Origin of the sequence: Rhodococcus sp. 05-2254-5 (assembly GCF_002258575.1) — a bacterium.
Classification (GTDB): domain Bacteria; phylum Actinomycetota; class Actinomycetes; order Mycobacteriales; family Mycobacteriaceae; genus Rhodococcoides; species Rhodococcoides fascians.
The window spans coordinates 78,492-95,502 of the sequence record NZ_NOZG01000027.1 but is presented as its reverse complement, the minus strand read 5'-3'; the positions used below and the strand labels follow the sequence as shown (position 1 = coordinate 95,502).

Genomic DNA, 17,011 nt, shown 5'->3' with positions numbered 1-17,011 from the left:
TAGGGTGCCGATCATGGCGTGGTCGAGGTCGAGGTGGACGCCGCCGCTCTACAGCCTGCTGCTCTCGCTCGTCGTTCTTGGGCCACTGCTCGGACCCGGATATCTCCTGCTTCGCGACGCCGTCAGCACTCCCCGTTCCTACTTCACCGACTCCGCCTGGGGAATCGCCGACGCGGCCGCGCGGGCAGTGCCGCAGGATGCCGCGATCGCGGCCCTGACCACGGTGTTCGACGGCGGCGTTGTGGTCAAGGCCGTTCTGCTGCTGGCGTTGTGGACGGCCGGCTGGGGCGCGGCGGTGATGGCGCAGAAGATGCTGCCCACCGCACCACTGCCTGCCCTGCTCGTCGCGTCGACGGTGGCCGTGTGGAACCCCTACGTCGCCGAACGCCTGCTGCAAGGACATTGGAGTCTGCTCGTCGGCTACGCCGCCCTCCCGTGGACGGTGGTCGCCGCACTCGCGGTCAGGTCCGGTCGCTCCTGGTGGGCCCTCGCCGTCTGCCTGGCCGCGGCCGGGCTCACCCCCACCGGTGCGTTGCTGGCGGCAACCGTCGCGCTACTCGTCGTCGCCCTCCCCGGGGGTGCCCGACGCGGCCTGCGCGTGGTCGCCACCCTCTCGATCGCAGCCGTCGCGTCGGCACCGTGGCTGGTGGCGACGATGGTGTCGGGCGGTGGCGTCGAACCGGCGGATCCGGCGGGTTGGGCCGCGTTCGCAGCACGCGCCGAACCGGGTCTGGGCACGGTGGGTAGTCTGGCCGGTCTCGGCGGCATCTGGAACTCAGACGCCGTACCCGGTTCTCGGACAGGACTTTTCGCTGTCATGGGGACGGTCCTGTTGCTGACCGTCGTCGCTCTCGGGATACGGCCGCTGTATCGCCGTCGACGCAATCCGGTGATCGTGGGCCTGGGTGTCGTTGCACTCGCTGCCATCGTGCTTCCTGCGCTGGCAGCAACCGGACCGGGGTTGGCGGCGGCTCGCGTACTGGGCGACACCGTCCCCGGGGCCGGTCTGCTCCGCGATTCGCAGAAGTGGGTCGCGCTGGCCATGCCGATGTACGCCCTCGCCGCTGCGGCCGGTATCAGCTGGTTGGCGTCCCGACGCACCCGATTCGGCAACGCGTGGCTCCCGGGGGGCGTTGCCGTGCTGGCGTTGCTCGTTGCGCTCCCCGACCTCGGCTGGGGCGTCGGCAGCGCACTGAAACCGGTGACGTACCCGCAGTCGTGGCAAGCGGTGTCGGCGGAACTCGCCGACCAGGACGGCGACGTGGCCGTCCTTCCCGCCGGAATGTTTCGCCGCTTTCCCTACAGCGGCTCAGCACCCGTTCTCGATCCCGCACCCCGCATGCTGCCGGTCGACGTGCTGCAGACCGGTGAACTCCTCGTCGCAGGCGGCACGGTCCGCGGGGAAGGAAAACGGGCGACGGACGTGCAGAACGCCCTGCTCGCAGGCGACTCCGCGGACACTCTGGCGGCCCTGGGGGTCGGCTGGGTACTGGTGGAGAGCACGACTCCGGGCGAGCTCGGCAATGCGCAGCAGACGTTGGACCGACTCGACGCCGTGTACTCCGACGAGGAACTGAGCCTCTATCGGGTGCCGGATCCGGCGATGCTCGAAAGTCGTTCGGCAACAGCCGTTGTGCTCGCACATCTGGCGTGGGCACTGCTGTTGCTCGGCGGACTAGCGGTAGGACTCCTGAGCCGATTCGGCAGGCGTGTGCGCGTCGGCCGCCCCCACCAGGCCTGACGACCAGGTGCCGCGCGTCGTCCCGTCGAGCACCGAGAACACGCCGTCGGCGCACTGGCCCCAGGAGAACTCACCCGCGCGGACTCGTGCCTTCTCACCGAGGCGAGTGCGGGCCTCGGCATCCTGCAGCAGTTCGGCGACGGCACCGGTCAGCGCGGACACATCGCGGTCCTCCGCTCCGGATGTCGAACCACCCACGAGAACACCGGTGACGCCGTCGATGATCGAATCGGTCAGCCCCTTGGAGCTGCGATAGCCCACCGTGGGAACACCGTGCTGGGCAGCTTCGACGACGGCGAGGCCCCAGCCCTCCTTTCGGGAGGGCATCACATGCACCCACGACCGACCGAGCAGTGCATGCTTGCGCTCCTCGTCGACGTGACCGTGGAAGGTGACGTATCGATCGACGCCCAGGCTCGTGACGTACTCGCGAAGATTCCGTTCCCACCACCCGCCGCCGATGACGTCGAGATGGATGTCGGGAATGCTGCCGCGCAGTGCAGCCACGACGTCGATCGCGTCCTCGATCTGCTTGTGTGGAACCAGCCTCGACAGCACGGACAAGGACGGGTGGGGCGTGCGGGTGTCCTCGCCGCCTTCCGGTACAGACAGTGGGATGTCGTCGGCACCGTTGCGGACCACGGCGATGCGCTCCCGGTCGACACCGAGAGCGATCAGCTCGTCTGCAGAAGGCAACGACACCGTCAGGTACTGATTGCGGCGGTGCACCTTCGGTGAGATCGTCGACTCGAGCCACCAGCCGAGCTTTGCCATCATCGGGCCCGCCACCGGCCACTGCTCGCGGTGACAGTGATGCACCAGCAGCGTCACCGGCACACCGAGTACTGCGCGGGAGAAGAACGGAATGCCGTTCTGGGTGTCGATCACGGCATCCGGGGAGATCCCTTTGAGCGGCCCGAAACCGAGCCGACCGGCGGCGATGGCGGCCAGAGCGCGGGGATACACCGACAGGCGACCACCACCGCGACTGATCCGGATGCCGTCGACGATCTCCTCGGCCGGAGCACCGGGATAGGACGCCGTCCGCAGCGTGACGCGGACACCGCGTCGAGCCAGGCCCGCGCCTACTTGCTCGAGGTAGCGCTCGCTGCCACCGCCCTGCGGATGCCCGGTATCGCGCCAGCACAGCAACAGAACCTCGCGCACCGCTCGCTTCACCCCATCCACCGTGCTCGCTTCTCGACCGTCGTCGAATACCGCTGCCACACTAACCGCTAGGGTTCGTTTTCGTGACTTCCGCCGTGACACGACTGTTCGCCTCTCGCGCGACACTGCGTCGCTCGGTGAAACTCCTGAAGGACTTCGGGCACGAGCAGAGTTCTCCGGACATCTTCTACGGTGCCCTGGCCCGTGATTCGGTCGAACTGATCGGAGACCTGTACCGCGGCCTGACCGGCACCGACATGTCGGCAGCGACCGTGCTCGACGTCGGCGGCGGACCGGGATACTTCGCCGAGGTCTTCGGCGCGAGTTGCGCGCGCTATCTGCCCGTCGAACCCGACGCCTCGGAAATGCACGCCGCCGGACTGCAGATCCCCGGTTCGGTTCGCGGCTCCGGCATGGCGTTGCCCTTCCTCGACGACAGCGTCGACATCTGCTTCTCGTCGAACGTCGCCGAACACGTCCGCGAGCCGTGGACCATGGCCGAGGAAATGTTGCGCGTCACCAAACCCGGCGGCCTCACGGTGCTCTCGTACACCATCTGGTTCGGCCCGTTCGGCGGCCACGAGACCCGGCCGTGGCACTATCTCGGCGGCGAATACGCGGCCCGACGCTACGCCCGCACCACCGGGCACGAACCCAAGAACCGATTCGGCGAATCCCTGTTCGACATCAGCGCGGCAGACGGATTACGTTGGGCGCGAAGCACTCCCAACGCAACGCTACTGGCCGCGTTTCCGCGCTATCACCCGCGCTGGGCATGGTGGATGATGCGTATACCGATACTCCGTGAGTTCCTCGGCAGCAACCTCGTCCTGGTCCTGAAACCGAACGCATACCCAATGGGTCATTCCGCAGGCTCCACTCCCGCATAACCTGGATCGATGACGGCACTCGCGCTCGACATCGGCGGCACCAAGATGACAGCGGCACTCGTCGGCGACGACGGACGTCCGCAGCACCCGGAGACAGTTCCGACACCGGCCACCGGCGTGTGGGAGGCCTGTGCCGAACTGCTGCACGGGGTCGTCGGAAGCGTCGACGTGACGCGGGTCGGGGTCGCGTGTTCCGGTCCGGTCGACCTCGTCACCGGGTCGGTCGCGCCGATCAATGTCGACGAGTGGAAGAACGGATTCGGCCTGCGCGAACACATTTCCGCCGCACTGCCCGACGCCGAGGTACTTCTGGCCATGGACGGCAGCGCAGCGGCATTGGGTGAGCATCGATTCGGTGCCGCTGTCGGGATACCGGACGTGCTCAGCCTCGTGGTGTCCACCGGCATCGGCGGGGGCCTGGTGCTGGGCGGGAAAATCGTTGCCGGGGCCAGTGGCAATGCCGGGCACATCGGCCACATCGTCGTCCCCGGTTCGACGACGCCCTGCGCGTGCGGCGGAATCGGGTGCGTCGAGACCGTCTCCAGCGGCCCCTCGGCGGTGCGGTGGGCTCGGGAGCAGGGCTGGCCGGGGAACACCGGTGTCGAACTGGCTACGGATGCCGCCGCGGGCGAACCGCTCGCCGTCACCGCATTGCAACGCGCCGGAGTGGCTCTCGGTCAGGCCATCGCATCGGCGGTCGCACTGGTGGACGTCCGGATGGTGGTGATCGGCGGCGGCTTCGCTCAGGCCGGCCCGCCGCTGTGGGATCCGATCCGGGAGTCGATCGCCTTGCACGCGCGCCTGAAGTTCCTCGACGGCCTGCAGGTGGTGCCGGCTGCGTTGGGCGGCCTCGGCACCCTGCACGGCGCGGCCGCTCTCACCGCCTGATCTCGCATACTTCGAAAGCCAGAACGGGGCCCACCCCTCGGTGAGCCCCGTTCTGTCTCGTGAATACTACGCGCCCAGGCGCTGCTTGAGGGCGTCGAATTCGTCCTGAATTCCGGTGGGCAGTTTCTCGCCGACGAAGTCGAACCACTCCTGGATCAGCGGGATCTCGGCCTTCCATTCGTCGGTGTTCACCGCGAGTGCCTCCGCGACGTCGTCGACGGTGGTGTCGAGGCCGTCGATGTCGAGTGCCTCGGCCGTGGGGACGACACCGATCGGGGTCTCGACGCCCGCGGCCTTGTGCTCGATGCGCTCGACGATCCACTTGAGCACACGCGAGTTCTCACCGAATCCGGGCCACAGGAAGCGCTTGTCGTCGCCGCGACGGAACCAGTTGACGTAGAACACCTTCGGTAGCTTGGACTCGTCGGCGTTCTTGCCGAGGTCGATCCAGTGCTGGAAGTAATCGCCCACGTTGTAACCGAGGAACGGCAGCATGGCCATCGGGTCGCGTCGGACGGTACCGACGGTGCCCTCGGCGGCAGCGGTCTGCTCGGAGCCGACGGTGGCTCCCATGAACACTCCGTGCTGCCAGTCGCGGGCCTCGGTCACCAACGGAACGGTGGTCTTGCGTCGTCCGCCGAACAGGATTGCGGAGATCGGCACACCCTGCGGGTCGTCCCACTCGGGAGCCATCGACGGGCACTGAGCCATCGGCACGCAGTACCGCGAGTTCGGATGTGCGGCATCGGTTCCGGACTCGGGCGTCCAGTCGTTGCCCTTCCAGTCGATCAGGTGATCGGGCTTGCCTTCGAGGCCTTCCCACCACACGTCGCCGTCGTCGGTCAGGCCGACGTTGGTGAACACCGAGTTGCCCTGATCGATGGTCTTCATCGCGTTCGGGTTGGAATCCCAGTTGGTGCCCGGAGCGACACCGAAGAAACCGAACTCCGGGTTGACGGCGTAGAGACGACCGTCCTCACCGAAGCGCATCCACGCGATGTCGTCACCGATGGTCTCGGCACGCCAGCCCGGAATGGTCGGCTGAATCATCGCGAGGTTGGTCTTACCACACGCGGACGGGAATGCCGCCGCGATGTAGTACGCCTTGTCCTCGGGGGAGATCAGCTTGAGGATCAGCATGTGCTCGGCGAGCCAGCCCTCGTCGTGGGCCATGGCCGACGCGATACGCAGCGAGTAGCACTTCTTGCCCAGCAGCGCGTTGCCGCCGTAACCGGATCCGTAGCTCCAGATCTCGCGGTCCTCGGGGAAGTGGGTGATGTATTTGGTGTCGTTGCAGGGCCACGGCACGTCGGCCTGACCCTCGGCCAGCGGAGCACCGAGCGAGTGCAGCGCCTTCACGTAGAACCCGTCGTCGCCGATCTTGTCCAGAGCGGCCTGACCCATGCGGGTCATCACACGCATGGAGATGACGACGTACTCCGAATCGGTGAGCTCGACGCCCAACTTGGGATCGGCAGCGTCCAACGGTCCCATGCAGAACGGAACGACGTACATGGTCCGTCCGCGCATGCAACCGCGGTACAGCTCGGTCATCAACGACCGCATCTCCGACGGGTCCATCCAGTTGTTGGTGGGACCGGCGTCGATCTCGTCCTTGGAACAGATGTACGTGCGCGACTCGACGCGGGCCACGTCCGACGGATCGGAGTTGCCGAGGAACGAGTTGGGCTTCTTCTCGTCGTTGAGACGGGTGAAGGTTCCTGCCTCGACCAGCTTGTCGGTCAGGCGCTCCCATTCGGCGTCGGATCCGTCAGCGAACACCACGGAGTCCGGTTCGGTCAGTTCGGCTACCTGAGCAACCCAGGCAAGCAGTTCTTTGTGTCGAGTCGGCACGCTGTCGGTGCCGCTCAAACCGGGAATGGTCGCTGAGGTCATCTAACTCTCCTGGGGTTAGCCGGAACCGGGAAGAATTCGCACGATCGCTGTGGGCAAGCACGCACGAGTAGATCTCGGTTTTCCCCTCTCGGCGGGGCGCTGCTCGGCCGTTCGAGCTGCAGTACACCATGTTACTGGATACAGCAAGCCGAGGACCGAGCGCCGGATGTCCTGTTCATCAGGTTAACGCCGAGCGACGTGATTCCAGAAACAGGGTGTTGTCCGATTGGTCACAAGACCGATTCAGATAGGGAAAGACCGACGCAAGAAGCCATCCACCAGCGCCGATGCAAATCAGACCGAATGGCCTACAGTCGGCCGGATTCGGACGATCTGCCCTGCCCGAAACCGTTCGCTTCCCGAAAAATCTCCCAGGATTCGTAGTGCCCGTCACGGTCGAAGGCGGTGAACTTGTCTGTCACACCGTCTCCATCGACATCCGTTCCCACCGTCGTTCCGGCCTCCGTCGTCCGAACGGAAGTCTCGTGACGACCGTCGCCGTCGAGATCGAACCAGTCCGTAGAGACATAACCGCCACCATCGCCCGACGCGTCCTCGGCCGGCTCGTTCGTCTCGAAACCGCCCCCTGCGAAGCCATCCACCGCGATCATCGACGCTCCTCACTGTCGGGTCCCTGTTCGCCGCCTGCGAACCTGTTCGGACGTGCACCTACCCGCTTCGACGCATCGGCGCGCCGATCGGTTCCGGATCGCCGGGAGAGAATTCGACGGGCTTCGACGGCACGACCGAGTCGCGCCCGGACCCGCGAAATCGCTCCAGCCCGCGCTCGAGTGCAGCCAGATCCCGATCGCAGGCCGAGAGCAGCGCCGATCTGTGATCGGCGAGCGTGCGAAGCTCGGCATCGATTTCGGCCAGCGACAGATCGATACGTGCCGCCGCCTCCCGGTCCGCCGAGGTCAACGCCGACGCGAGTGCGGACTCGGCATCGAGAATGCGAGAGAGCAGCCGCTGTTCCACGTCCGATTTCACGCGAGCCAGACTTTCCTGGGTCCAGCCGCGAAGGTGCGCACGGTCGGCGACGAGTGCGCGTGAGCGGGTCAACCACCACGCGATCGCGGCACCGATGGCCAGTGAGACGATCGTGTTGGCGACGGCCAAGGTAGGAATCAGAGCCAGGGGCGAAACGACGAGCCGACCCAGTCCCACCCCCGCCGAGGCCCCCAGTGCAACCATCAGGACGTCCTCGATCCCGCGGCGCCTGGTCGGTTCGCCGATGTCGATCTCACCGCCTGCAGTACCGGATTCGGGCACCGTGTCGGCGAGCCCGAGTTCGACTTCCACGACGCGGAGACCGGTGGACAATGCAGCGTCGGCGCGTGCTCGAACTGCCTGTACGGATTCGGCGAGGTGCCCGGGCAGATGGCCGAGTTCGGCCCGCCGCGATCCCTCTATCGTCTGCCGTACCTGCGCGCCGAGCATCCGAACGTCCTCGGCCGCAGCGTGAACACAGTCGACCCGAAGCCGTTGAATACGGTTGTGCAGCAATGCTCGTCGGTCACCACCGAGATGTTCGCGTGCACCGAGCAACCGCGCCCGCCGGGCACGCAGAGGGGCGGTGTCACCACCTCCGGTCACTGCGCGAGCTTCGGCAACGATGGCGGTCTTCGCCTCTGCGGCAGATTCCTGCACTGCAGCAACGTATTTGCGCTGTGCCCCTACCGCCGCGGCCTGCATCAGCAACGCGTCGATTCTGTCGGCGACCGCCCCGAAACCCGACTCCGCGAACACGGCAGCATCGCCAATCTCCCTACCGGCTCGTGCCAACCGTGCCGAGACCGGATGAACGGAGTGTTCCACCGCACGCGGAACACGCTCGGCGACGATCTCGATATCGGCGTCGACCACTTCGCGCCACCGGCGATGCACATCGATCTTGTTGACCACCAACACAACCGGTGTCGACTCGAAGGCAGGACGCCAGCGCTCGACGTCGGCACGGCCGACCGGAGCCGACGCGTCGACGACGATCACGACCACCGCGGCCTCCTCGATCGAGTCGGCGAACCCGATCTCCGCGCCGTCGCGCCGGGTGAGCAGATGGCACATCTCGGTCTTTCCGGATGCTGCGGTGCCGGTGACGTGAATGCCTGCAGGTCGGCTGCTGCGTGCACGATCGATGCGTACAAGGGATTCCGAGTTCCGTCGACGCAGAACGCCTTTCAGATCGTCCGGCAGCGGGAACCGGTTCGGATCGGTCACGGTCGGAGCATCCGCACATAACCGCGGCACAGGGCCAGGGCGGAGCGCCGGACGGCGTCGTCCTCCGAGGTGGCGGCACACCGCTTCCACACCAATGCCTGCGCCAGCAGGGCCCGCTCCGAGCCCGTCTCGATCGGTACCCCCAATCGCGCTGCAGCACAGCGCATATCGGCAGCCACCGCCTCGTCCGAAGCCAGATACGATTCGACGGCACCTCGAACGTCTCGGTGACGGGCGGATATCTGCAGCAGTTGTTCGTGCAGGTCGTCGTCGCGGGCCGTCGCAGCAGCCGAGACAGCATCGGACACGACCGTCGTCACGGCGTCGACCCCGGTGGCCTCCCACAGCTCACGCAATACATCCGCGTCGGACACTTCGCTACGCCGCCGGAGCGCATCGACGAGTAGGGCGAGACCGCGTAATTCCACCCGGTCCAGCAGTGCCTCTCGGCGCGGCGTCGAGAGCGGAATATCAGCACTCCCAACCGATCGACCGTCATCAGATCCCCAGTACGCAGCGCACCGGCCGCGACGGCCCGCACATCGGCCATGTCCACAGCGGAGCCTCGGTCCGCGCCGCCCAGGCCCGCTGCAACAGATCCCATCACCGGCAGCACTCGTCGCCCCAGTTGCTCGGATGCCGCTGCGGCTGTCGCCGCGGGTTCGTCGAGAGTGTCGGCCTTGTTCAGCAGGATCACGGTGTGTGCCGGCGGTCCGCCGGGTCGAGCGGACAGGAAGGTGATGTCGTCCGGGGACACGGCACCGGCCAGCACGTGGACGAGAACGTCGATATCGGATGCGGTGCGGCTCTGCTGCACCTCCGCTGCACGCGGGATATCGGCCCATCCGCTCTCGTGCAACCGGACCTCGAACCCGTCGGTATGCAGTCGCGCGGCATCGAGCACCGAGACGATCACCGACTTCCCGACTCCGACGCGGCCGGAAACGTGCACCTCCAGCGGCCGCAGACGCCGCTCGACAGCATTCTCGACAGCCTTCCGGCCTGCGCCGGCCCCGGCCGCGTCCACCTCTTCCGAGCGCACACGCAATCGACCCAGACCTGCCTCGGCACCGTCCATCATCGATCCCCCCGGAAACGACCCACCGAACGGCCACATCGAGATGTGCGATCGGCTCGTCGAGCACGATCGGCCACGTGGCCCGCAGCCCCCTGCTGCGGCACCGATTCTGGCACACGACGGCCGTTCCGGACGGGCCGTCGAGAATTACACCGTTGTAGTTATAGGACGCGGTCCTACCGCTGATCAGCGATGGAACGGTAAGTCTCAACTTCAACTCGAGACCCACCTGTCACACACTCCGCCGATGCGCGACAATGGACCGGTGAACGAGCCACAGGACACCTCTGCCGACACCGGAGACAACTCGGTGCAGACCCAGGAACGAGGCTCGCGGCTGTACCCCAGAGTGACCAGTTTCCGCTCCCGCCGCGGAGCGCTGACCGACGCTCAGCAAAGCACCTGGGACAACCTGTGGCCGCGCATCGGCCGCGATGTCGCCGACGAGCAGATCGACATCGACGCCTGGTTCGGGCGGAGCGGTCCGGCGATTCTCGAGATCGGGTCGGGCACGGGCACGGCCACCACGGCGATGGCGATGGCCGAGCCGCACGTCAACCTCATGGCCGTCGAGGTCTACCGACCCGGGCTCGCGCAGACTCTGCAGCAGATCGAGCGCGAGAACATCGAGAACGTCAGGTTGTTCCGCGGCGACGCGATGGACGTCCTCGAGAACATGCTGACCTCGGAGTCCTTGACCGGCGTTCGCGTCTTCTTCCCCGACCCGTGGCCCAAGGTGCGCCACAACAAGCGTCGTCTCCTGCAGGGCCCCACGTTCGCGATGATCGCGGATCGCCTGAAGCCGGGCGGCGTTCTGCACGTGGCCACCGATCACGCCGAATACGCTGAGTGGATTGCCGAGGCCGGGAACGCCGAGCCCGGCCTGACCGTTCTCGATTGGGAGTCGCCCATGACGCACGAGCGGCCGGTGACCAAGTTCGAGGGCAAGGCCCAGCAGGTGGGCAGCTCGGTGACGGAATTGATCTGGGGAAAGAAGACAGCATGAGCGTCAGTACGGACATGCCCGACACCGTGATCGATCCCGCCGAGCTCGGTGCGATCGGTGAGTCCCGCCACAGCAAGCGAGTCCTGCTCGTGTGGGATGCACCCAACCTGGACATGGGTCTCGGCGCGATCCTGGGTGGCCGGCCCACCGCCGCCTACCGCCCACGATTCGATGCGCTGGGCCGATGGCTGCTCAGCCGCACCGCCGAACTGTCCACCTCGGGCACCGCGACGCTCGAGCCCGAGGCAACGGTGTTCACCAACATTGCACCCGGCAGCGCCGACGTCGTCCGCCCCTGGGTCGAAGCATTGCGTAACGTGGGCTTCGCGGTGTTCGCCAAGCCCAAGGTCGACGAAGACAGTGATGTCGACGCCGACATGCTCGACCACATCGACTTCCGCAACCGTGACGGCGGCCTCGCCGGTGTCATGGTCGCGTCCGCCGACGGTCAGGCGTTCAAGGGGCCGTTGGAGGCCATCGCAGCAACCGGAGTACCCGTTCAGGTACTGGGATTCCGGGAGCACGCAAGCTGGGCTGTCACGTCGGACATCCTGGAATTCCTCGACCTCGAGGACATTCCCGGCGTCTTCCGTGAGCCACTGCCTCGGGTGAGTCTCGATTCGCTCCCCGACGAGGGCGCGTGGCTGCAGCCCTTCCGACCGCTGTCCGCCCTGCTCGTCGGGCGCCAAGGAGTTTCTTAAGTGTTCGCCAGATGGGGAGACATCGTCTACCGCCTGCGGTACACCGTTATCGGTGTCATGGTGGCCGGGCTGTTGGGCTTCGCTGCCTACGGTCTCGATCTCAACAGCCATCTCAGTCAGAGCGGTTGGGACGATCCGACCTCGGAATCGGCCCAGGCTGCCCGTCTGGCGGACACGACGTTCGGACGCGACAAGCAGGGTGACGTCATCGTCCTCTACACCGCGCCCGAAGGGTCGTCGATCGACGATCCGGAATTCCAGTCGAAGGTCGTCTCGAGCCTCGAATCGCTCCCCGTCGACCATCCCGACCAGATCGAGAAGGTCAACGGCACCTACTTCAAGGTGCCCGGCGCACCCAACCTCGCAGCTCTCGGTACCAACGACAAGCAACATGCCATCGCCAGCATCGCAATGAAGGGTGCCGACGACACCGAACTGACCAACAATTTCCAGGCCGTCAAGGACGCCTTCTACATCGACGGCGTCGACGTGCAGGTGACCGGTCTTCAGGCCGTGGCCGGCGCACTGCAGTCGACGATGGCCGGCGACATTCACCGCATGGAACTGCTCGCGATTCCCGCCGTCGCGGTCCTGCTGTTCTTCATCTTCGGCGGCGTCGTCGCCGCGGCACTCCCGCTGATCATCGGCGGTCTGACGGTCGTCGGAGCCAACGGCATCGTCAAGGTGTTCACCAACTTCACCGAGGTCAACTCGTTCGTCGCGCCCGTGGTCTCGCTCGTCGGACTCGGGTTGGCCATCGACTACGGACTCTTCATCGTCTCGAGATTCCGCGAGGAACTCGGTGACGGACATACGACGCCACAGGCCGTGCGCCGTACCGTCATGACGGCGGGTCGCACTGTCGTGTTCTCCGCGACGATGATCGTCGCTTCCCTCGGTGGCCTGCTGCTGTTTCCGCAGGGCTTTCTGAAATCCGTCGCATACGGATCCATCGCCACCGTCGCGCTCGCAGCGCTGACGGCCATCACGATCCTGCCCGCGATGCTGGCCATCCTCGGCCCACGCGTCGACGCCCTCGGTCTGAAGTTCATGCGCAAGACCAAGTCGAGCGAAGAGATCGAGAACGGCATGTGGGGCAAGCTCACCCGCTGGGTGATGCGCAACCCCGTCAAGGTCACCGTGCCCATCGTGCTCGGATTGGTCCTTCTGACGCTGCCCGTCGGCAACATCAAATTCGGTGGCATCAACGAGACCTACCTACCGCCGGACAACGTCACCCGCGTCGCGCAGGGAGAGTTCGACAGCCTGTTCCCCGGCCAGCGCACCGAACCCATCAAGATGGTCATCGAAGGCGCGCAGGGTCCGACGCTCGGCGCGATCACCACGCAGGCGAACAACGCTCCCGGGTTGATCGAGAAGTTCACTCCCGTCGGTGCCAGCAAGGACGGCGTCATCGTCTTCAAGGCCGGGTTGACCGATCGCAACGACTCGAAACCGGCCATCGACTTCCTCCGCAGCATCGACGTGCCGGACGGCGCGACGGTCATGATCGGAGGTACCCCGGCAATCGAGCAGGACTCGATCAGCGCACTCATCGACAAGCTGCCGCTGATGGCCGTGCTGGTGGTGTTCATCGTGACGATGCTGATGTTCCTGACGTTCGGATCGCTGGTGCTGCCGATCAAGGCGGTGCTGATGACCGTCCTCGGCCTCGGTGCCACCATGGGCATCCTGACGTGGATCTTCATCGAAGGTCACGGGGCGGGGCTGATGAACTTCACCCCGGGGCCGATCATGGCTCCGGTGCTGGTGCTGATCATCTCGATTGTGTTCGGCCTGTCCACGGACTACGAGGTGTTCCTACTCTCCAGAATGGTCGAGGCACGCGAAAAGGGTGCCAGCACAAGCGAAGCCATCCGCATCGGAACCTCGCATACCGGACGCATCATCACCGCGGCGGCACTGATCCTCATCGTCGTCACCGGCGCGTTCGCGTTCTCCGATCTGGTGATGATGAAGTACATCGCCTACGGCATGATCGCCGCTCTCATCATCGACGCGACGCTGATTCGCATGTTCCTCGTGCCCGCCACGATGAAGCTGCTCGGCGACGACTGCTGGTGGGCTCCGCAGTGGATGAAGCGCATTCAGCGCAAGCTCGGCCTCGGCGAGACCATCCTCGAAGACGAGCTGCTGCCCACCGGAGACGTGCCCGAACTCGCCCTCGCGGGCGGCGCACCCTCGTCGACCGTCGCACCCCCGATGCGTCCGACACCGCGCCGCGGTGAGCCCCTCACCGAACCCATCCCGGTGGTGGCACCGCACGGAGGCGGACCGATCCGTGCCACGCACGCCGCGAAGGAAGAGTCGCGTCGAAGTGTGACCGGCCGGCCGGCGACGCCACCCGAGCCGACCCGCGCGGCACCGACCACTCCCCCGAAGCAGGCTGAGCCCCAGCCCGATTCGGTGCAGCCGTACTCGTCGCAGGCCTACTCGCCCCAGGCTCGCCCGTCGCAGGCTTACTCGCCGCAGGCACCCGCGGCGCGTCCCACTCCGCCGCGTCCTGCCGAACCGCGCCCACCCGTATCCGGGCCGACTCGGGCGCAGCAGGTTCCGCCGCGTCCGCACGTCGAACCCGAACCGACTCAGGCAGCGGACGTCGTTCGACCCGCTCCCCCGAGTGCCGCACCCGCACCGGCACCAGCACAGTCGCCTCAACCGCCGAGTGCACCCCCGAGCCGCACCCGTAGCACGCGAGCGGGACGGGCCGAGGAGCCGGATTCGCGATCCATCGAAAGTTGGCTGGCCGATCTGCGAGCCCCGAGCGCATCGCAGGCACCACGGCCGAGCACTCCGCGAAGCGAGTCGCTCACCAACGGCTCCCACGGTTCTGACAGCCACACCTCGAATGGTCACGGCTCGAACGGTCACAGCACCGGTGCCAACGGGTCGTCGTCCAACGGCTCGACCACCAACGGGGCTGCTACCAACGGGGCTGCCACGAACGGGGCTGACAAGCACGGCACCAACGGCTCGAGCACCGGCACCCACGGTGGCACTGCTGCCGGACGCAACGGTTCCGGGCGAAACGGCAACGCCGACAACGGTTCCGAACGCCGTGGCTCGAACGGAAACGGCATCGACCGCAACGGTTCGGACAGCAGTGGCTCCAACAGCAGTGGTTCCGACCACCGCACCTCGGAACGACATGACACCGAAAGCAACGGCAACGGTGTCGGGGCCAGTTCGGAATCGGATCGCGAGGAGAAGCCATCCGGTCGTCGTGCCGCTCCGTCCACCGAGGGCGGCGACAGTGGCCGCCATCGCGGCGGCGACAACGGCCAGGTGCTCAGTGTCAGCGAACTGTTGGCTCGGGAGCGCAACCGCTCACGCTGACGCGAGTCGTCACAGCCGGGAGGCACCCCTCGCCCGCAACGCGTGAATGGACCACTGCACACCGTCGAGACGTGTGCAGTGGTCCATTCACGCAGTGGGGATCAGGAGGCAGCGGGGGTCAGGAGGTGACCGCTCCCTCTCGGTCCGCGAATACCTTGGCGTATCGGGTCCCCGCGATCAGCAGCAACAAGCCGACTGCGATGAAGGCGATGACGCGGAACAGGCCGTCCAGGGCGACGAGGTCGAACAGGAACAGTTTGGCGATGGAGGCGGCGGTCAGAGACAGTCCGGCCAGCAGTGCCAGGTGAGCGTGGGCAATACTCCGTAACCCGAAGGCCAGCAGGGCGAATGCTGCGATCATCCACTCGATCGTGGCGGCGGTGTGCCCGGCGGTGAATCCGGTGGTGTTGCCGCCGATCGAGGTTCCCAGGCTCACGGTGGCCGAGGTGAGGCCGTACAGGGCGAGCACTCCGGAGACGATGGCGAGGGTCTGCAATCCGTCGTCGATGAGTTTCAGTTCGGTCAGGACATAGGCGAACGCGAATGCTGTTGCAGCGAGCAGTATTCCGCCGATGATGATGCCCGCGTTCCCGGCAGCGTGATCGGAGTCCAGGAGAGCCTCCGGCGGGGAGATCGAGACGAAGGTCAACGCGCCGATCACACCGAACGCGCTTCCGATCAGGTACGCCAACGACGAGCGAGTGCGGTGGGCCGCGGCGAACAGCGCCAGGGCAACCGCGAACAGCACGACCGGACGCACGTCGACCGTCGTCGATTCGACAGCGGCCTGCAGCATGGCCACGGCACCGATGATCGCGACGGTGATGCGGGCATGCGCCGGCAGCCAGTGCACCAGCAGCACGATCGCCAGTGCCGCGGCCACCAGAACCAACTGCACGGTCACGGTGGTCCACCGATCGAACACGCTCGCCGAGATCAGAAGCGGTAGCGCAGCCAGAACGGTCATGACGGTGGCTACCACGTCGGAGACGTTGCGGCGCAGCAGTTCCAGAGACATACCCATACCGGACGCGGCCACCAGTACGACGACGAGAAGCAGTCGGTAGTCGGTCGGTTCGGACAGGTCGGTGCCGACCAGCGCTATCAGGACCGTGCCGACGAGGGGAAGGGTTCGGACGATCTGCAGCAGCGGCCAATCACGGCCGATCTGAGCCGGGAAGCTCGCAATGTAGGTGGCGACGAAGAACGCGATCAGGGCCAGGGTCGGACCGTCGGTCAGGATGGGGCCACACGCCGCGACTCCGGCGAGGATCAACACCGCCATCGGCTGCGACTTCCACTGCACTGCGAGAGCTGTTCCCGCAGCGGCAATTCCGAATGCAGCAATCAACCCGATCACCGGATCGAGCCAGCCGTACAGGACGGACGTCGCCAGAACGTCGAGGTACAGACCCGCAATACCCGTAGCGGCCAGTGCAATTCCGCCGACGCGTCCTCCGGAGCGACCGAACACTCGTACACCGGCACCGATCAGTGCGAGGGAGAACACCCCGCCTGCGGCGACGCGCAGAGGCGGCCCGAACCACCCGGCCTGTGCGGCCAGAACCAGCAGCATCACGACGCCGACGAGCGTGACACCTGCGCCCGCGACGGCGAGCAGGCGACTGATGACGCCGTCTCGTTGCCACCACGGCTCACGGGGCGGAGCGGGTGGCCGCGGCGCGACCACCGGCCCTCGCAACGGCGGGGCTGCCATGGACTGGCCGACCGCAGGAGGCGGCGTGACCGGAGGTGCCGACACCGGGCCGCGCGCGGCATAGGGCTGCTGCGGTGCAGGCATCCGGGGCGGCGAGAACGTCTGCGGAGGGACGGTCGGCGCAGACGACCGCGGCACCGGCTGTGGCCTGGCGGGAGCCGAAACGGGCACGGAAGTGGGTGCGGTACCGAGCTGCGACTGCAATGTATGCAGGTCGACGGCCACCTGACGCATGTGGTCGCCCAGGGAATCGAAGCGGCTGGACAGGCGCGCGACGAGTTGCGGGTCCAGCCCGGAGTTCTGGGAAGAAGTCATGGGATAGATCCTGCGGGCCGCGCGGCTCGATAGCC

Annotated in this window: 13 protein-coding genes; 6 read left to right on the top strand and 7 right to left on the bottom strand. The window is 66.5% G+C overall.

The features are described from left to right. The first annotated feature begins 13 nt into the window (after positions 1-13). Positions 14-1,741: a hypothetical protein gene (locus CH278_RS18395; RefSeq protein WP_094622559.1), complete on the top strand. Its 1,728-nt coding sequence runs from the start codon at positions 14-16 to the stop codon at positions 1,739-1,741. Here the strand turns inward: CH278_RS18395 and CH278_RS18390 are convergent. After that, positions 1,676-2,908, bottom strand: coding sequence for a glycosyltransferase family 4 protein (locus CH278_RS18390; RefSeq protein ID WP_032400525.1), 1,233 nt, complete (start codon positions 2,906-2,908; stop codon positions 1,676-1,678). The genes CH278_RS18395 and CH278_RS18390 overlap by 66 nt on opposite strands. Before the next feature lie 95 nt (positions 2,909-3,003). Here CH278_RS18390 and CH278_RS18385 point away from each other — a divergent pair, with 95 nt between their 5' ends. After that, positions 3,004-3,798, top strand: coding sequence for a class I SAM-dependent methyltransferase (locus tag CH278_RS18385; RefSeq protein ID WP_057474406.1), 795 nt, complete (start codon positions 3,004-3,006; stop codon positions 3,796-3,798). A gap of 9 nt (positions 3,799-3,807) precedes the next feature. Then, positions 3,808-4,686, top strand: a complete 879-nt coding sequence (locus tag CH278_RS18380; RefSeq protein ID WP_032383203.1) for an ROK family protein — start codon at positions 3,808-3,810, stop codon at positions 4,684-4,686. Between the two features lie 66 nt (positions 4,687-4,752). On the opposite strand, the gene CH278_RS18375 is transcribed toward CH278_RS18380, so the two are convergent. The 5 genes from CH278_RS18375 to CH278_RS18355 form a co-directional block, all read right to left on the bottom strand. Continuing rightward, entirely contained in the window at positions 4,753-6,582 is a 1,830-nt protein-coding gene (locus CH278_RS18375; RefSeq protein WP_027495371.1) for a phosphoenolpyruvate carboxykinase (GTP), read from the bottom strand. Between the two features lie 308 nt (positions 6,583-6,890). Next, positions 6,891-7,193, bottom strand: a complete 303-nt coding sequence (locus CH278_RS18370; protein ID WP_052067115.1) for a DUF6802 family protein — start codon at positions 7,191-7,193, stop codon at positions 6,891-6,893. Between the two features lie 58 nt (positions 7,194-7,251). Then, a complete protein-coding gene (locus tag CH278_RS18365) occupies positions 7,252-8,802 on the bottom strand; it encodes a hypothetical protein (protein WP_094622558.1) in 1,551 nt (516 codons plus the stop codon). Continuing rightward, positions 8,799-9,176, bottom strand: a complete 378-nt coding sequence (locus CH278_RS18360; RefSeq protein WP_094622557.1) for a hypothetical protein — start codon at positions 9,174-9,176, stop codon at positions 8,799-8,801. Before CH278_RS18360 ends, CH278_RS18365 begins: the two co-directional genes overlap by 4 nt. Then, positions 9,119-9,880 (bottom strand): hypothetical protein, encoded by a 762-nt coding sequence (locus tag CH278_RS18355; RefSeq protein WP_143538020.1) that lies wholly within the window; start codon positions 9,878-9,880, stop codon positions 9,119-9,121. Before CH278_RS18355 ends, CH278_RS18360 begins: the two co-directional genes overlap by 58 nt. 229 nt (positions 9,881-10,109) lie before the next feature. On the opposite strand from CH278_RS18355, the gene trmB reads away from it, so the two are divergent. From trmB to CH278_RS18340, 3 genes are read left to right on the top strand one after another with little or no spacing between them, the layout of a single operon-like run. Next, positions 10,110-10,886: a tRNA (guanosine(46)-N7)-methyltransferase TrmB gene (trmB, locus tag CH278_RS18350; RefSeq protein ID WP_373557338.1), complete on the top strand. Its 777-nt coding sequence runs from the start codon at positions 10,110-10,112 to the stop codon at positions 10,884-10,886. 14 nt (positions 10,887-10,900) lie between these two features. Further along, complete coding sequence (locus CH278_RS18345) at positions 10,901-11,587, top strand: NYN domain-containing protein (protein ID WP_228139387.1); 687 nt, start codon at positions 10,901-10,903, stop codon at positions 11,585-11,587. Further along, on the top strand, positions 11,588-14,944 hold the full coding sequence (locus tag CH278_RS18340; protein WP_094622554.1) for an MMPL family transporter: 3,357 nt from the start codon (positions 11,588-11,590) through the stop codon (positions 14,942-14,944). Positions 14,945-15,062: 118 nt separating this feature from the next. On the opposite strand, the gene CH278_RS18335 is transcribed toward CH278_RS18340, so the two are convergent. After that, entirely contained in the window at positions 15,063-16,976 is a 1,914-nt protein-coding gene (locus CH278_RS18335) for a DUF2339 domain-containing protein (protein ID WP_179274552.1), read from the bottom strand. Between the last annotated feature and the right edge of the window lie 35 nt (positions 16,977-17,011).

Excerpts from the sequence above, each read along its gene's own strand:
- CH278_RS18395 (WP_094622559.1), top strand. The coding sequence starts at position 14 with ATGGCGTGGTCGAGGTCGAGGTGGACGCCGCCGCTCTACAGCCTGCTG.
- CH278_RS18380 (WP_032383203.1), top strand. The coding sequence starts at position 3,808 with ATGACGGCACTCGCGCTCGACATCGGCGGCACCAAGATGACAGCGGCA.
- CH278_RS18375 (WP_027495371.1), bottom strand. The coding sequence starts at position 6,582 with ATGACCTCAGCGACCATTCCCGGTTTGAGCGGCACCGACAGCGTGCCG.
- CH278_RS18370 (WP_052067115.1), bottom strand. The coding sequence starts at position 7,193 with ATGATCGCGGTGGATGGCTTCGCAGGGGGCGGTTTCGAGACGAACGAG.
- CH278_RS18355 (WP_143538020.1), bottom strand. The coding sequence starts at position 9,880 with ATGGACGGTGCCGAGGCAGGTCTGGGTCGATTGCGTGTGCGCTCGGAA.
- CH278_RS18345 (WP_228139387.1), top strand. The coding sequence starts at position 10,901 with ATGCCCGACACCGTGATCGATCCCGCCGAGCTCGGTGCGATCGGTGAG.
- CH278_RS18335 (WP_179274552.1), bottom strand. The coding sequence starts at position 16,976 with ATGACTTCTTCCCAGAACTCCGGGCTGGACCCGCAACTCGTCGCGCGC.